The 17,625-nt window shown below is 27.5% G+C and carries 11 protein-coding genes and 5 tRNA genes; all 16 read right to left on the reverse strand.

Annotated elements, in window-relative coordinates; translation table 11 throughout:
• Positions 1–8: 8 nt before the first annotated feature.
• The 16 genes from rpoC to ileS all read right to left on the reverse strand — a co-directional run bounded on the left by rpoC (position 9) and on the right by ileS (position 17,606).
• A complete protein-coding gene (rpoC, locus tag H0H51_RS02215; protein WP_185876698.1) occupies positions 9–4,265 on the reverse strand; it encodes a DNA-directed RNA polymerase subunit beta' in 4,257 nt (1,418 codons plus the stop codon).
• Positions 4,266–4,280: 15 nt separating this feature from the next.
• Positions 4,281–8,093 (reverse strand): DNA-directed RNA polymerase subunit beta, encoded by a 3,813-nt coding sequence (gene rpoB, locus H0H51_RS02220; protein WP_185876699.1) that lies wholly within the window; start codon positions 8,091–8,093, stop codon positions 4,281–4,283.
• A 69-nt stretch (positions 8,094–8,162) separates the two neighbouring features.
• Positions 8,163–8,534: a 50S ribosomal protein L7/L12 gene (rplL, locus tag H0H51_RS02225; RefSeq protein WP_185876700.1), complete on the reverse strand. Its 372-nt coding sequence runs from the start codon at positions 8,532–8,534 to the stop codon at positions 8,163–8,165.
• Positions 8,535–8,593: 59 nt separating this feature from the next.
• Complete coding sequence (gene rplJ / locus H0H51_RS02230; protein WP_238784221.1) at positions 8,594–9,181, reverse strand: 50S ribosomal protein L10; 588 nt, start codon at positions 9,179–9,181, stop codon at positions 8,594–8,596.
• A 5-nt stretch (positions 9,182–9,186) separates the two neighbouring features.
• Positions 9,187–9,879, reverse strand: a complete 693-nt coding sequence (gene rplA, locus H0H51_RS02235; RefSeq protein ID WP_185876701.1) for a 50S ribosomal protein L1 — start codon at positions 9,877–9,879, stop codon at positions 9,187–9,189.
• 37 nt (positions 9,880–9,916) lie between these two features.
• On the reverse strand, positions 9,917–10,363 hold the full coding sequence (gene rplK / locus H0H51_RS02240; protein WP_185876702.1) for a 50S ribosomal protein L11: 447 nt from the start codon (positions 10,361–10,363) through the stop codon (positions 9,917–9,919).
• A gap of 2 nt (positions 10,364–10,365) precedes the next feature.
• Positions 10,366–10,926 carry a transcription termination/antitermination protein NusG gene (gene nusG, locus H0H51_RS02245; RefSeq protein ID WP_185876703.1) on the reverse strand — a complete coding sequence of 187 codons (561 nt, stop codon included), beginning with the start codon at positions 10,924–10,926 and terminating at the stop codon, positions 10,366–10,368.
• An 8-nt stretch (positions 10,927–10,934) separates the two neighbouring features.
• The gene (locus H0H51_RS02250; RefSeq protein ID WP_185876704.1) at positions 10,935–11,120 is read right to left on the reverse strand and encodes a preprotein translocase subunit SecE; all 186 of its coding nucleotides are present in this window, start codon (positions 11,118–11,120) and stop codon (positions 10,935–10,937) included.
• 28 nt (positions 11,121–11,148) lie between these two features.
• Positions 11,149–11,221 (reverse strand) — tRNA-Trp (locus tag H0H51_RS02255).
• 42 nt (positions 11,222–11,263) lie between these two features.
• On the reverse strand, positions 11,264–12,451 hold the full coding sequence (gene tuf / locus H0H51_RS02260) for an elongation factor Tu (RefSeq protein ID WP_185876705.1): 1,188 nt from the start codon (positions 12,449–12,451) through the stop codon (positions 11,264–11,266).
• 33 nt (positions 12,452–12,484) lie between these two features.
• Positions 12,485–12,557: transfer RNA gene (locus tag H0H51_RS02265), tRNA-Thr, on the reverse strand.
• Positions 12,558–12,600: 43 nt separating this feature from the next.
• Positions 12,601–12,673, reverse strand: a tRNA-Gly gene (locus tag H0H51_RS02270).
• A 33-nt stretch (positions 12,674–12,706) separates the two neighbouring features.
• Positions 12,707–12,790 (reverse strand) — tRNA-Tyr (locus H0H51_RS02275).
• A 38-nt stretch (positions 12,791–12,828) separates the two neighbouring features.
• Positions 12,829–12,902 (reverse strand) — tRNA-Thr (locus tag H0H51_RS02280).
• An 85-nt stretch (positions 12,903–12,987) separates the two neighbouring features.
• The gene (locus H0H51_RS02285) at positions 12,988–13,641 is read right to left on the reverse strand and encodes a lipoprotein signal peptidase (RefSeq protein WP_185876706.1); all 654 of its coding nucleotides are present in this window, start codon (positions 13,639–13,641) and stop codon (positions 12,988–12,990) included.
• Positions 13,642–14,123: 482 nt separating this feature from the next.
• Complete coding sequence (gene ileS, locus H0H51_RS02290) at positions 14,124–17,606, reverse strand: isoleucine--tRNA ligase (RefSeq protein ID WP_185876707.1); 3,483 nt, start codon at positions 17,604–17,606, stop codon at positions 14,124–14,126.
• Between the last annotated feature and the right edge of the window lie 19 nt (positions 17,607–17,625).

Below are 17,625 nucleotides of genomic sequence, written 5' to 3' on the forward strand. Positions count from 1 at the left end.
TTATAATTTCATTTCATGATTTTTGGTTTTTGAATTTTTTCATATTCTCTTAATCCAGTTCCTGCAGGAATTTTATGACCTACTATTACATTTTCTTTTAATCCGTACAAATAATCTGTTTTACTACTTATTGCAGCTTCACTTAAAACTTTTGTTGTTTCCTGAAATGAAGCTGCAGATATGAAAGATTTCGTTTGTAAAGCCGCTCTTGTTATTCCTTGCAATATAGGTCTAGCTGTAGCCGGAATTGCATTTCTAGTTTTTATTAATTTTTTATTCTTATATTTTAAGATAGCATTTTCATTCCTTAAATCTCTACAACTAATTACATCCCCATTTTTAAAATTATCGGATTCTCCAAAATCTTCAACTACTTTCATTGTATATATTCTATCATTTTCTTCTATAAAATCATCTTTATACTCTATACTTCCTTCCAAAAATTTGGTATCTCCTACGTCTATAACTTCTACTTTTCTCATCATCTGTAAAACAATAACTTCAAAATGTTTATCATTAATTTTTACTCCTTGTAAACGATAAACTTCTTGTATCTCTTTAACTAAATATTCTTGAACAGCTCTAGGACCTTTAATATTTAAAATATCATTAGGAGTTACAGCTCCATCTGATAAAGGCATTCCTGCTTTTACATAATCATTTTCCTGAACAAGAATTTGATTAGATAATTTTACAAGATATTTTCTAATTTCTCCTGTTTTAGATTCCACAATAATTTCTCTGTTTCCTCTTTTAATTTTTCCATGACTAACTATTCCATCCATTTCAGAAACTACGGCTGGATTAGAAGGATTTCGTGCTTCAAACAATTCAGATAATCGAGGTAAACCTCCTGTAATATCTCCAGACTTAGCGGATTTTCTAGGAACTTTTACTAAAATTTTTCCTATATCAATTTTTTCTTCATCTTCTACCATTAAATGGGCTCCTACTGGAAGATTATATACTTTTAATTCTTTCTTTTGGTCGTCCAATATTTTTAATGCTGGAACTAAATTTTTATTTCTTACTTCTGTAATTACTTTTTCTTGAAATCCAGTTTGTTCATCTATTTCTATTTGAAAAGTGATTCCTTCTTCTAAATGCTGATAAGATATAATTCCTGAAAATTCCGCAATAATAACTGCATTATATAAATCCCATTTACAAATTACATCACCTACTTTCAACATATCTCCATGTTTAACATATAAAGATGATCCATAAGGTATATTGTTTACCATTAGAACAGATGATTTTTTCTCATCAAAAAGTTTCATTTCTGTAGATCTAGAAACTACTATTCCTATTTCTTTAGAATCTTTTTTTACCTTTACAAATTTTAAATCTTCTAATTCTATAATTCCATTATATTTAGATACTATTTGTGAGGATTCAGTTACATTTCCTGCCGTTCCTCCAACGTGAAAAGTACGTAATGTTAATTGAGTACCAGGTTCTCCAATAGATTGTGCCGCGATAACCCCAACAGCTTCACCTTTTTGTACTATTTTTCCTGTAGATAAATTACGTCCATAACATTTAGAACAAATCCCCATTTTTGCTTCACAAGTCAGAGGAGATCTAACTTCCACTGTTTTTATTCCAGATTCATCAATGGTTTTTGCAAATCTTTCATCAATCATTTCACCAGAAGATATTATTAATTGATTATTTTTTGGATTATAAACATTGTTTAATGATACACGACCTAATATTTTATCAAATAAAGTTTCTACTATTTCTTCATTTTTTTTCAATGCCGATACTTCTAATCCTCTTAAAGTGTTACAATCTTCCATTCTTATTATTACGTCTTGAGCTGCATCAACTAAACGTCTTGTTAAATATCCGGCATCTGCTGTTTTTAATGCAGTGTCAGCTAATCCTTTACGCGCTCCATGAGTAGATATAAAATATTCTAAAATAGACAATCCTTCTCTAAAATTAGATAAAATTGGATTTTCAATAATTTCTCCTCCAGAAGAACCAGCTTTTTGGGGTTTTGCCATTAATCCACGCATTCCAGAAAGCTGTCTTATTTGTTCTTTAGATCCTCTTGCTCCAGAATCTAACATCATATAAACAGGATTGAATCCTTGCCTATCTTCTCTCATATACTTCATTACTTTTTCTGTTAACATAGAATTAGTATTTGTCCATATATCAATAATTTGATTATAACGTTCATTATTCGTAATTAATCCCATGTTATAGTTTGTTTTAACATTATCTACCTGTTGAATAGCATTATTTACCATATCTTTCTTATTATTAGGAATTATAATATCTCCTAATCCAAAAGATAATCCTCCTTTAAATGCGTTGTAAAAACCTAATTCTTTAATATCATCTAAAAAGTTAGAAGTAGTTGGAACATCTGTAAGATGTAGTATTTTACTGATAATTTCTCTTAATGATTTTTTTGTAAGAGATTCATTAATAAATCCTACTTTTTTTGGAACTACTTGATTAAATAAAACTCTTCCTACAGTAGTTTCTACTATTTTTTTAACAAGTTTATTGTTTTCTTCACAACGAATATCTACTTTAACTTTAATTAAAGCATGTAAATCAACTGCTTTTTGATTATAAGCTATTTCTACTTCTTCTGGTGAATAAAAAATAAATCCTTCCCCTTTAACTTTATTATTAATATTTGATAACAAAGGTTTTGTCATATAATATAATCCTAATACCATATCTTGAGAAGGAACTGTAATCGGAGATCCATTAGCAGGATTTAATATATTTTGAGAAGCCAACATTAAAATTTGAGCCTCCAAAATAGCTCCATACGATAATGGTAAATGAACAGCCATTTGGTCTCCATCAAAATCAGCGTTAAAAGCAGCACAAACTAAAGGATGCAATTGAATAGCTTTTCCCTCTATTAATTTTGGTTGAAAAGCTTGAATCCCTAATCTATGTAAAGTGGGAGCTCTATTTAATAATACAGGATGTCCTCTTAAAACATTTTCTAAAATGTCCCAAATCATAGGATCCCTTTTGTCAATAATTTTTTTAGATGATTTTACTGTTTTTACTATTCCTCTTTCAATTAACTTACGAATTATAAATGGTTTGTAAAGTTCTGCTGCCATGTCTTTAGGGAGTCCACATTCATGTAATTTTAAATGAGGACCAACTACAATAACCGATCTAGCTGAATAATCCACTCTTTTTCCAAGGAGATTTTGTCTAAAACGACCCTGTTTTCCTTTTAAAGCGTCTGATAAAGATTTCAAAGGACGGTTTGCTTCTGATTTTACAGCGGATATTTTTCTTGAATTATCAAATAAAGAATCTACTGCTTCTTGAAGCATTCTTTTTTCATTTCTTAAAATTACTTCAGGAGCTTTAATTTCTATAAGTCTTTTCAAACGGTTATTTCTGATAAGTACGCGACGATATAAGTCTGTCATGTCCGAAGCAGCATAACGCCCCCCATCTAAAGGAACTAATGGTCTCAGCTCAGGAGGAATAACGGATAATACATGGATAATCATCCAAGACGGAGATCCACCATTTTTCTTTCCTTCTCTGAAAGATTCTACCACTTGTAAACGTTTTAAGGCTTCAATTCTTCTTTGTTTAGAAGTTTCATTATTAGCTTGATTTCTCAATTCAAGTGATAAAGTATCTAAATTAATACGGTTTAAAAGGTCTTCTATACATTCTGCTCCCATTTTAGCAATAAATTTGTTGGGATTAGAATCTTCTAATTGTTGATTTCCTTTTGGAAGGCTGCTTAAAACATTTAAATATTCTTCTTCTGTTAAAAAATCTCCTTTTTGGAAAGAAGTTCCATCTGGACGAAAAGATGATCCTCCTTGAATAACAACATATCTTTCATAATAAATCATCATTTCAAGCTTCTTAGATGATAGCCCTAATAAGGATCCAATTTTATTTGGAGAAGAACGAAAACACCAAATATGAACAACAGGAACTACAAGACTAATATGCCCCATACGTTCTCTTCTTACTTTTTTTTCTGTTACTTCAACTCCACATCGGTCACATATGATACCCTTATAACGAATTCTTTTATATTTTCCACATGCACACTCATAATCTTTTACCGGTCCAAATATTCTTTCACAGAAAAGACCATCTCTTTCTGGTTTATGAGTACGATAGTTTATAGTTTCTGGTTTCAAAACTTCTCCATGAGATTCTTTTAATATAACTTCTGGAGAAGCTAACCTAATAGTTATTTTATTAAATTTTTTATTTTTTTTTCTATTTATTATTGTTGACATATGATAATAATAAAATCACTCTTCTAAACGAATATCTAATCCTAATCCCTTTAATTCATAACAAAGAACATTAAAAGATTCTGGATTGTTAGGTTCAGGCATTAACTCTCCTTTTACTATTGATTCATAGGTTTTAGCCCTTCCTACTACATCATCTGATTTAACAGTTAGTATTTCACGTAAAATATTGGATGCTCCAAATGCTTCCAAAGCCCATACTTCCATCTCTCCAAAACGTTGTCCTCCAAATTGGGCTTTACCACCTAAAGGTTGTTGCGTAATTAAAGAGTATGGCCCTATTGAACGAGAATGCATTTTGTCATCAACCATATGACCTAATTTCAACATATATATAACTCCAACAGTAGCTGGTTGATCAAATCTTTCTCCAGTTCCTCCATCAAATAAATAAGTAGTTCCAAAACGAGGAATATTTGCTTTATCTGTATATTCACAAATTTGATCTATAGTAGCTCCATCAAATATAGGTGTTGAAAATTTTACATTTAATTTTTGTCCAGCCCATCCCAAAACGGTTTCATATATTTGTCCTATGTTCATTCTAGATGGAACTCCTAATGGATTCAATACAATATCAACTGGGCTCCCATCTTCTAAAAATGGCATATCTTCTTCTCTAAGTATACGAGCGACCACTCCTTTATTTCCATGTCTTCCTGCCATTTTATCTCCTACTTTCAATTTTCTTTTTTTAGCAATATATACTTTTGCCATTTTTATAATTCCTGAAGGAAGTTCATCTCCAACTGTAATAGAAAATTTTTTATGTTTTAAAGAACTAGTCAAATTTCCAATTGCTATTTTATAATTATGAAAAATTTCAGAAACTAAATTATTAGTCAAAGAATCTTCAGTCCAATTATCAGAACGAATTCCTAAATAATCCGGTATATTATTAAGAACATCTATAGTAAATTTACTTCCTTTCTCTATTATTTTTTTATTTTTTTCATCAAAAATAGAGTTACAACATGATTTACCATTCAATACAAATAATAATTTTTTTAATAAAAAATTTTTCATATCTAAAAATTTTTTATCATATTCTTTCTCCAAAGAATCTATTTTTATTTTATCTTGAAGCCTTGTCTTTCTATCTTTTATACTTCTTGTGAAAAGTTTAGTATCTATAACTATGCCAAATAAAGATGGCTCAGCCCTTAAAGAAGCATCTTTCACATTTCCTGCTTTATCCCCAAAGATAGCTTTTAATAACTTCTCTTCTGGAGTAGGATCTGATTCTCCTTTTGGAGTTATTTTTCCGATTAAAATATCACCAGGTTTTACTTCCGCTCCAACTCTTATAATTCCATTTTCATCTAAATCTTTAGTAGCGTCTTCACTTACATTAGGAATATCATTGGTTAATTCTTCCATTCCTAATTTTGTATCACGAACTTCTAAAGAATATTCGTCTATATGTATGGAGGTGAACCAATCCTTACTGACTACCTTCTCGGAAATTAAAACAGCATCTTCAAAATTATATCCATTACACGGAATAAAAGCTGCTTTTAAATTTCTTCCTAAAGCTAATTCTCCATTTTCTGTAGCATAACCTTCACATAATATTTGCCCTTTCATAATTCTCATACCTTTTTTAACAATAGGTTTTAAATTTATACATGTATTTTGATTAGTTTTTCTAAATTTTATTAAATCATAAACTACAATATTAGAATTAAAATTGACTAAAATTTCTTTATCTGTTTGATCATATTTAATAACAATTTTTTTTGCGTCAATATATTCCACAATACCATCTTTTTTTGCATTAATTAAAATTCTAGAATCTCTTGAAACTTGTTGTTCTAATCCTGTTCCAACAATGGGAGATTCTGGTTTTAATAATGGAACAGCTTGACGCATCATATTAGAGCCCATTAATGCTCTATTAGCATCATCATGTTCTAAAAAAGGTATCAAAGAAGCAGAAATAGAAGCAATTTGATTAGGTGCTACATCAATATAATCAACCTGATCTGATTTCACTATTGGAAAATCTCCATCTTCACGTGCTATTATTCTATCTGATAAAAAATTTCCATTATTATCAATAGCATTAGATTGTGCAATAATTTTCCCTTCTTCTTCTTCTGCACTTAGATATTTTATCTTGGATTTAAAATTTACTTTTTTATTAAAAACCGTTCTATAAGGAGTTTCTACAAATCCCATTTTATTTATTTTTGCAAATACAGAAAGAGAAGATATCAGTCCTATATTTGGACCTTCTGGTGTTTCAATTGGGCATAATCTACCATAATGAGAATAATTAACATCTCTTACCTCAAAACCAGCTCTCTCCCTGGATAACCCACCAGGTCCTAAAGCAGAAAGTCTTCTTTTATGAGTTATTTCAGATAAAGGATTAGTTTGATCCATAAATTGAGATAACTGATTAGTTCCAAAAAAAGTATTTATTACAGAAGACAATGTTTTAGCGTTTATAAGATCTACAGGCATAAAAACCTCATTATCACGAACATTCATCCTTTCTCTTATAGTCCTGGACATTCTTGCCAATCCAATACTAAATTGAGTATAAAGTTGTTCCCCTACAGTTCTAACTCGTCTATTAGATAAATGATCTATGTCATCTACTTCTTTTTTAGAATTAAATAAAGCGTTCAGATGATTTATAATTGCAATAATATCTTCTTTTGTTAAGACTAGATGATTCGGATCTATTTTTAATCCCAGACGTTTGTTAAGCCTATATCTTCCTACAGGACCTAAACTGTATCTAGTATCAGAAAAAAATAGTTTATCTATTACATTCCTAGCAGTTTCTTCATCCGGAGGTTCTGTATTCCTAAGTTGTCTATAAATATATTCTACAGCTTCTTTTTCCGAATTTGTAGGATCTTTATGTAAAGTATTATAGATAATTGAATAATCCTTCTTTCTTCCTTCTTCTTTATGTAATAAAACAGTTTTTATTTCATGATTTTTAATTAAATCAACATGTTCTTGTTGTAAAAAAACATCTCTATCTATAAGAACTTCGTTCTTTTCTATAGAAACTACTTCTCCTGTATCTTCATCTACAAAATCTTCATGCCATATTTTCAAAATTCTAGCTGCTAGTGTTCTATTTAAAATATTACTTCCATCATCTAGAATTTCCACTTCTTCTGCTAAATCAAAAATTTCCAATATATCTTTATCTCTTTCATACCCTATAACACGTAATAGAGTTGTCATTGGTAATTTTTTTTTTCTATCAATATACGCATACATAACGTTGTTGATATCTGTAGCAAATTCTATCCAAGATCCTTTAAATGGAATAATTCTAGCAGAATAAAGTTTAGTTCCATTAGCATGATGAGATTGTCCAAAAAAAACACCTGGAGAACGATGTAATTGAGAAACAATAACTCTTTCTGCTCCATTGAAAATAAAAGATCCAGAAGGAGTCATATAAGGGTATGTTCCTAAATATACATCTTGATATACTGTTTCAAAATCCTCATGTTCAGGATCCGTACAATATAATTTTAATTTAGCTTTCAAAGGAACGCTATAAGTTAATCCTCTTTCAATACATTCTTCTATAGAATATCTAGGGGAATCTATAGAATAACCTTTGAATTCTAAAACAAAAGAATTCCTTGCATCAGAAATAGGGAAATTTTCCATAAAAGCTTTAAATAAACCTTCATTTTTCCTATTCTCAGGTTTTGTATCTAATTGAAAAAAATCTTTAAATGATTTTATTTGAATATCTAAAAAATCAGGATATTCAACTTTCTTTGCTACCGAAGCAAAAGTTATTCTTTCTGACGTTTTTTTTGTATTCACCAATTTTAATTTAATGTACTTAACTATGTATGCTTGTAATACTTTTTTTCTAAAATGATATTATTTTATTTATTTCAGTTCTATTTCAGCACCTATTTCTTGAAATTTATTTCTCAAATCTTCTGCTTCCTTCTTATTTACAGATTCTTTAAGTACACTAGGAATATTATCTACTAATCCCTTAGATTCCTTAAGTCCTTTTCCTGTTATCTCTTTTACTAACTTAACCACAGATAATTTAGAATTTCCAGATGATTTTAAAATTATATTAAAAATATTTTTTTCTTCTTTTTGAGATATATTTTCTTCTTGAGAAATAACATTTTCCGATTTTACTAAGTTAGATGGTTCTATATCGTATTTTTCTTTTAAAATTAAAGCTAATTCGTTAACTTGTTTAACGGTTAAGTTTACTAATTGTTCTGCTAATTTTTCTATCATATTATTTTATTATTGTTTTATTGAAATATTTAAAACTGAATTCATATTTTTTTATTTCATTAAATTTGGAAATTAGAATTCTTTTTATTAGAAGATAAAGATTCTAATATTCCAAATATTTTATATTTTGTTAAATTAGAAAAACATGAAATAATATTTTTCATTGGAAATTGGAGCATACATAATATGTCAGCAATAAGATCTTCTTTAGATTTAATTTTAATTAACAGATTCAAATCTTTATTTCCAAAATAGAAAGATTCTTGAACATAAGCTCCTTTTAAATAGGGTTTTTCAATTTTTTCTTGAATATGGAATTTTTTTATAATTTTTGGAATTATGTTTCCATTTTTAGTAAGTTTAGAAAATAAAATAGTAGTATTTCCATTTAGAACGGGAAAAAATGAATTAAAATTTTTATTTTTTATTTTTTCTAATGACTTTTTCAATAAAGTATTCTTTACTACTCTCATTATAATATTAAACCGTTTAAAATTTTTCCTAAGGACAGATATTTGATTAGAACTTAGATTAAATATATCAACGATATATATTATGTCATTATTTGAAAATATAGAAATTAATTCCAAAATTTCTTCTTCTTTTTTTTCTTTTTTCTTATTTTCTTTTTTTTTATTATTCATCATAATGTTCAAAAAATTTTTGAATCCAGTGAAATGCTAAACCCCATGGTAGTAGATAAATGAATATTTTTAATATAATTTCCTTTAGAAGTAGAAGGTTTGTTTCGAATAATTATTTTCATAAATTCCTTTATATTATCTAATAAATATTTCTTCGAAAAAGAAACTCTTCCAATTGAAGAATGAACAATTCCATAACGATCAGACTTGAAAAAAATTTTTCCAGATTTAATTTCTTTAATAGATTTTTCTGGATTTGAAGAAACAGTATCCATCTTAGGATTTGGCATTAGTCCTTTTGGACCTAGTATTTTTCCTATCACTCCCAATTGGTTCATAATAGAAGGAGTTACCACAATAACGTCAATTTTGTTAGTTTTCCATCCGGATTTAATTTTTTCAATATAATCTAATCCTATATAATCTGCTCCGGCATTTTTAGCTTTTAATTCTTTATCTTTATCAACTAAAGCTAAAATTCGAACATTTTTACCCTTTCCATAAGGCAATTTAACTGTTCCTCTAATCATTTGATTGGGGGAACGTACATCAACACCAAGATTGACAGAAATATCAACAGATGCATCAAATTTAACAAAATTTATTTTTTTTAAAAGAATAATACCTTCTTCTAAAGAATATTTCTTTTTAGAAATTTCTTTTATAATCTTACTTCTGTTTCTAGTTAATTTTCTTGACATACTATATACCAATAATAAAAAAATGAATGAAATATTTTTATTTTAATTCTTTCTCTATTTCTATCCCCATAGACCTTGCAGTTCCTGAAACCATAGAAATTGCAGATTTAATTGATAAACAATTTAAATCTTCCATTTTATTTTTTGCAATTATCTCAATTTCTTTTGAACTTATCATTCCAATTTTAATACGATTGGATTCTTTAGAACCTTTTTTTATTTTTATCATATTCAATAATTGAATAGAAACTGGAGGTTTTTTGATTACAAAATCAAAAGATTTATCTTCATATACAGTTATTACAACAGGACACACTTCTCCTACTCTTTCTTGAGTACGAGAATTATATTGTTTACAAAATTCCATTATGTTAATTCCAGAGCTTCCTAAAATGGGACCAACAGGTGGAGCTGGACTCGCCTTACCTCCATTTATTTTTTGAATTTTAATTTTTTTTATTACTCTTTTTGTTTTTTTAATCATGATTAAATTTTTTCTATTTGTGTAAAATTCAATTCCAATGGAGTTTTTCTTCCAAAAATTAAAACAGATAATTCCAATTTTCTTTTTTCTTCATTAATTTTCTCAATTGTTCCATTGAAACCAGTAAAGGGCCCATCCGTAACTTTAATTGTTTCTCCAACAATAAAAGGAATATTAATAGTTTCATAACTTTCAGCAGATAATTCATTTATTTTACCCAACATTTTGTTTACTTCCTCTTTTCTCATAGGAATAGGAATAGCACCTCCTCCTTTTCCTTCACTTAAAAAATTAATAACTCCAGGAACATTTTTAATTGCGTGGACAGCTTCTCCTTCTAAATTCGCTTCTACCATAACATATCCAGGATAATGAACTTTTTCTCTATGAATTCTTTTACCTTTCCTCATTTGAATAATTTTTTCAATAGGGACCAATACTTTTCCAATAGATTCTTGAAATCCATTATCTCTAACTTCATCTTCAATATATGATTTTACTTTACTTTCTTGTCCACTAATAGCTTTAATGACATACCATTTTTTTTTCAAATTATCACTCATATAATTTTTTATAAAGAAAACAATTTTTTAACTAAAAAAATAAAAAAAGTATCTACACCATATAAAAATATAGATAGAAATATAGAAAAAAAGGATACCATTATTGTTGTTAATTGCAAATCAATCCATTTAGACCATGTAATAGAATGAAAAAATTCATTATAAATTTCTAAAAAAAAATTATTATTTTTCATAATATTTATACCAAAAAAAATAACGTAGCACGGACGGTAAGAATCGAACTTACGACCTTCGGTTTTGGAGACCGATGCTCTACCAATTGAGCTACGTCCGTATCGGAAATAAATAACGGATATTGGTATTAATTATTTATTAATTAATCCATTATATGAACAACTTGTCCTGCTCCTACAGTTTTTCCTCCTTCACGAATAGCAAAACGTAAATTTTCACTTAATGCGACAGGTTGATGTAATTCAACCTCCATAGAAACATTATCTCCAGGCATAACCATTTCTATTCCCTTAGGGAGATGGATTTCTCCTGTAACATCTGTAGTTCTTAGGTAAAATTGAGGACGATATTTGTTATGAAAAGGAGTATGTCTACCTCCTTCTTCCTTAGTAAGAATATACACTTCAGATTTAAATTTTTTATGAGGATTGATTGATCCCGGTTTTCCAATTACCATTCCTCGACGAATATCTTTTTTTTCTATACCACGCAATAAAAGACCTACATTATCTCCAGCTTGACCTCTATCTAATATTTTTCTAAACATTTCAACTCCTGTAACAGTAGAGGATATTTTTTTTTCTCCCATTCCTATAATATCAACTAAATCTCCTGTATTAACAACTCCACTTTCTATACGACCTGTTGCCACAGTTCCTCTTCCTGTTATAGTAAACACATCCTCAACAGGCATCAAAAATGGTTTATCCATTTCACGAATAGGTTCGGGAATATAATCATCTAACACTTTCATAAGATCCTCAATTTTTGTAGTCCATTTTTTTTCTCCATTTAAAGCACCTAAAGCTGATCCACGAATTATAGGAATATTTTCTCCATCAAATTCATACTTAGTAAGTAGTTCCCTAATTTCCATTTCTACCAATTCTAATAATTCAGGATCATCCACTTGATCTACCTTATTCATGAATACTACAATTTTAGGGACTCCTACTTGACGGGACAGCAAAATATGCTCTCTAGTTTGAGGCATTGGTCCATCTGTAGCTGCCACAACTAAAATAGCTCCATCCATTTGAGCAGCTCCAGTAATCATATTTTTTACATAATCTGCATGTCCAGGGCAATCTACATGAGCGTAATGTCGTTTTACCGTTTCATATTCTACATGAGAAGTATTAATAGTGATTCCTCTAGCTTTTTCTTCAGGAGCATTATCTATAGCATCAAAACTTTTTTCTTCTGCCAATCCTATATTCGATAATACTTTTGTAATAGCAGCAGTTAAAGTTGTTTTTCCATGATCAACATGACCAGTTGTTCCTATATTTAAATGTGGTTTATTTCGTTTAAATTTTTCTTTTGCCATGATAAAATTGTTATATAAAATTCGGTTCAAAAAAGCCAACGGCGGGAATTGAACCCGTGACCTCTTCCTTACCAAGGAAGTGCTCTACCCACTGAGCTACATTGGCTATTATATACATATACATATACATATTATTTATACAATGATAGAGCGGAAGACGGGATTCGAACCCGCGACATTCAACTTGGAAGGCTGATGCTCTACCAACTGAGCTACTTCCGCTTATTTTTTTATTTATTATATCTAAAAATTAAATGGGGAGAGCAGGATTCGAACCTGCGAAGGAAAAACCAACAGATTTACAGTCTGTCCTCGTTAACCAAGCTTGAGTATCTCCCCTATATTTTTTTAAAATCATTAATCACTATTACTAAAAAAGCCGGCAGAGGGATTCGAACCCACGCCCCCGAGATTACAAATCACGTGCTCTGACCAACTGAGCTACACCGGCAAACCAAACTTACATTCGTAACAATGAAAATCAGAGTAGTACAAATCTATAGAGATTTTTATAAATCTCAAAAAAATAATAGAAATCACAATATTTTTACATTTCCGATTCTATTTTGAAATAGAAAAAATAAAATAAATCCAGTAAATATAGATATGTCAGAAACATTAAAAATTGGTTTGAAAAATTGAAAGTGAAAATTACCAAAAAAAGGAATCCAATTAGGAAAGTGAATATCTATTATAGGAAGGTAAAATATATCAACTACACATCCTTTCATAAACGATGAATATCCTCTTCCTCCAGAATTACTAAAAAACTGATTTATTTTAGAAATTCCTCTATAAGAAATCCAATCATGATACTTCTCACAATAGATTGTTCCTGTATCAAATAAAAATCCATAAAAAGCACTGTCAAAAAAATTACCCATGGCTCCTGAAAAAATAAAACTAATAGGAATTGTTAAATAATTGGAAGATCCTCTTTTTACATTCTTATAAAGAAAAAAAAATATCAATAAAACTAAAAAAAAACGAAAAATACTTAGTAACACCTTTCCATGATATCCTGTTCCAATACGAATTCCATAAGCCATTCCAGGATTTTCAACAAATAAAATCCAAAAAAAAGGAAATACAGGAACTCCACTCCCTAATTCAAAATGAGTTTTAATATAAATTTTTGAAATTTGATCTATTAATAAAATAGAAAAAATAATTAAAAAAATTTTTTTCAAAAAAAACTTAAATCGTTTCTTATTTCTAAAAGTTTTCTTTTTTTCCCTTCATTTCATAATGTTATAATATCCAATATAAATAATAGAGGTACTCAATAAAAACATGTTTCAGAAATTAATTTTTTGTAATATAATAAATTCTATAGAATTCTAAATTCATATTTTCAATAATATTTCCGAAAATTTTGATTTGATTTAAGTTATTAAGTTAATCAAAATATATTAATGACTAATATAATGACTAATTATAAATATTTCTTTAATATTATAATCTTTGTTATTTTTGAATTTAATTTAAAATCCTTTAATCTTTGAAAAGGAATCTTTAAGTAAGATGTTCTAAAAAAAAATTTTTCGAAATACGAAAATAAATATTCTTATTAATGTTTTTATGATATTAGTAGAAAGAAATATGTAACATAGAAAAAATTTAAAATAATTTTAAATTTTACAAAATTTTTTACAAAAAAACATTTTTTCTATTATTCATTTTCTATATTTTTATATTTCTTAATATAAATATATAGCATTGATTTTTCCTCAAAATTTTTTACAAAAAAACATTCCATTTTTTTGTTCTTTAAAGTGTTTTTTTCTTGAAAAAGAATATCAAAAGAAAGGGTTTCTCGACAAATAAAATCCTTATTCTTTTCTATAATTAATTGTATGTCTTTAATTGTATTAACATGCAAAGATATTTTTTCGATAATATTGCAATTATATTTTTTTCTTAATCTTTGTACATATCTAATAAATTCTCTTATAAACCCTTCTTCTCGAAGAGAATCTGTTATACGTAAATCCAATGCTATTGTTAACTCATTATCAGATAAAACAGACCAATTCTTAATATATTCTGTAGTAATCTTTACGTCCTCTTCCAGAAGACGTATTTTTTCTTTTTTAAAAAAAATTATACATTGTTTATTTATTTCTATTTCTCTAATTTCTTCTTGCGAAAATCCTTCTATTATCTTTGAAAGAATTTTAGTTTTACTTCCAAATTTAGGTCCTAAAGATTTATAATTTGGTTTAACATATTTAACTAATTCAAGATTTTTGTAAGATCCAGATAACTTTACTTCCTTTATATTAGCTTCTTTTAAAAAAATTTTATACGATTGTTTCAACTGAAAACGAGTTTTTTCATCGGGTATTAAAATAAGAACTCTTTGTAAAGGTTGACGAATTTTAATTCCATTTTTTTTTCTAAGAGAAAAAATCATATTGATAATTTTCTGAATCAAAAACATTTTTATCTCTAATCCTTCGTTAATTAAATTTAAATCATAGCTAGGAAAACTTGTTAAATGAACACTTTTACAAGTTTCTTTATTTGTAACAGAATTCAAATCTAAATATAATCTTTCAGAAAAAAATGGAATAATAGGAGAAGTCATTTTTGCTAAACTGATCAAACATTTATAAAGTATTTGATATGCAGATACTTTATTTTTTGTATATTCTTCTTTCCAAAATCTTCTTCTACATAATCTTATATACCAGTTACTCAATTTTTCTAAAACAAAAGATGAAATTAAACGTGTGACTTTAGTTGGATTATAGTTAGAATAATTATCATCTACTTTTTTAATTAAAGTGTTCAATTCAGAAATAATCCAAAAATCTAATTCTGTATAGTTAGAAGATACTTCTTCTTCCTCTTTATAAGAAAATCCATCAATATTAGCATATAAAACAAAAAAAGAATAAATGTTGAACAACGTTCCAAAAAATTTATTAATTACAGTACGAATCTCTTCTGAATCAAATTTAATATTATCCCAAGGTTCAGAATTGAACATAATGTACCAACGTATTGCATCAGAACTATAATAGTTAATTAACTCAAAAGGATCTATAGTATTTCCTCTACTTTTAGACATTTTATTTCCATACTTATCTAAAATTAACCCTGTTGATAAGACGTTTTTATATGCTATAGAATTAAATACCATAGCACTAATAGTATGAAGAGTAAAAAACCATCCTCTTGTTTGATCTACTCCTTCAGAAATAAAATTAGAAGGAAATAATAAATTTTTATCTATATATTTTTTATTTTCAAAAGGATAATGAAATTGAGCATACGGCATAGCTCCAGAATCAAACCATACATCTACTAAATCGGATTCTCTTTTCATAGGTTTTTTTCCTTTTGGAGAAACTAAAATTATTTTATCTAAAACATGTTTATGTAAATCTAATTTTTTATAATTATCAACACTCATATCATCTAATATAAAATCTTCAAATACGTTATTAGACATAAATCCATATTGAATAGACTTTTTAATTTCCAAAATTAATTCTTTAATTGATCCAATAACTATTTCTTCATCACCTTTTTCTGTTCTCCAAATAGGAATAGGTGTCCCCCAATATCTAGATCGTGATAAATTCCAATCTTTTATATTCTTTAACCAAGAACTAAAACGTTTTTTTCCTATGAATTTAGGATACCATTTTATTTTTTGATTCAAATTAATCATTTGATCCTTTTTTTTCGTAGTTTTAATAAACCATGAATTTAAAGGATAATAAAGTATTGGTTTTCCTGTTCTCCAACAATGTGGATAAAAATGAGTATGCTTTTCTGTTTTAAATATTTTTTTTTCTTTTATTAATAATGAAATAATTTTTTGATCTATTGAAATTGAATTTTTTATTTTTTTTGTATTAAAATCATTTTTTACATATTCCCCTCCAAATCCACAAGGAAGAATATCAATATATTTACCTTGTAAATCAACCAGAGGAACAGCCACTTTTTTATTATTTAAAACTAATATTGAAGGTATTTTATATTTTTTAGCTATTAAAAAATCATCTATTCCAAATGTAGGAGATATATGGACAATTCCCGTACCTTCATCTACATTAACAAAATCTCCCGATACAACTTGAAATGCATTTTTTTCATTATGAAAAGGTTTTACCCAAGATAATAATTGTTCATATTTACTGTATACTAATTTTTTCCCTATAATTTTCTTTACTATTAAATAGGGAATCTTTTTACCTTTTTTGATATTTAATCCATCTAATTCTAGATGATTAGAAACAGGATAAAATTCATTTAATAATAATGTTTTTTGAATCGATTTCTCAGAAATAATAATATTTTCTTTGCAAAAAGTATAAGTATTATATGTACTTATTAAAACATATTCTACATCAGATCTTATAGCTAATGCAGTATTTGAAGGAATTGTCCATGGTGAAGTAGTCCATGATAAAAAATAAATATTTCCTGATATATTTTTTAGTTCTTCAGGAAGACTATTTTTTATAGCTTTAAATTTTAAAAATGGAGATATTTGTTCTACTTTTTTATAAGTTCCTGGCATATTCAATTCATGGTGACTTAATCCTGTTCCTGCAGAAGGAGAATAAGGTTGAATTGTAATTCCTTTATAAATAAGATTTTTACAATAAAGTTTTTTGATTAACCACCATACAGTTTCTGTATATTTCGAATCATGAGTCATGAATGAATTATCTAAATCTATCCAATAACCTATTTTTCTTGTAAACAATAGCCATTTTTTTAGAGATTTTTCAACAAAATCTTTACAAGACTGATTATATTTTTTTACACTAATTTTTTTTCCTATATCATTTTTAATAATTCCCAATTGTTTTTCAACATTTAATTCAATAGGAAGTCCATGTGTATCCCATCCAGCTTTTCTAAATACTTTTTTCCCTTTTAAAGTATGAAACCTACAAAAAATATCTTTTACAGTTCTAGATAATACATGATGTATTCCAGGTTCTCCATTTAAAGATGGAGGACCTTCATATAATACATATGAAAAATTTTCTTTTTGATTATTATTGCCGTCGTTATTAGAAATATTAAATATATTTTGAAGAATATTATTTTTTTTCCAATATTCAGATACTTCTTTAGCTATCTTGTTAAGATCTAATATTTTATATTTTCTAAATATTCTTTTCATAATTTTTTTATTGTGATAA

Source organism: Blattabacterium cuenoti (assembly GCF_014251995.1).
GTDB classification, from domain to species: Bacteria; Bacteroidota; Bacteroidia; order Flavobacteriales; family Blattabacteriaceae; genus Blattabacterium; species Blattabacterium cuenoti_AE.

Bases quoted from the DNA above. Each gene is read 5' to 3' on its own strand.
- rpoC (WP_185876698.1), bottom strand. From the start codon at position 4,265: ATGTCAACAATAATAAATAGAAAAAAAAATAAAAAATTTAATAAAATA.
- rplL (WP_185876700.1), bottom strand. From the start codon at position 8,534: ATGATAGAAAAATTAGCAGAACAATTAGTAAACTTAACCGTTAAACAA.
- rplJ (WP_238784221.1), bottom strand. From the start codon at position 9,181: ATGATGAATAATAAAAAAAAAGAAAATAAGAAAAAAGAAAAAAAAGAA.
- rplA (WP_185876701.1), bottom strand. From the start codon at position 9,879: ATGTCAAGAAAATTAACTAGAAACAGAAGTAAGATTATAAAAGAAATT.
- rplK (WP_185876702.1), bottom strand. From the start codon at position 10,363: ATGATTAAAAAAACAAAAAGAGTAATAAAAAAAATTAAAATTCAAAAA.
- nusG (WP_185876703.1), bottom strand. From the start codon at position 10,926: ATGAGTGATAATTTGAAAAAAAAATGGTATGTCATTAAAGCTATTAGT.
- H0H51_RS02250 (WP_185876704.1), bottom strand. From the start codon at position 11,120: ATGAAAAATAATAATTTTTTTTTAGAAATTTATAATGAATTTTTTCAT.
- tuf (WP_185876705.1), bottom strand. From the start codon at position 12,451: ATGGCAAAAGAAAAATTTAAACGAAATAAACCACATTTAAATATAGGA.
- ileS (WP_185876707.1), bottom strand. From the start codon at position 17,606: ATGAAAAGAATATTTAGAAAATATAAAATATTAGATCTTAACAAGATA.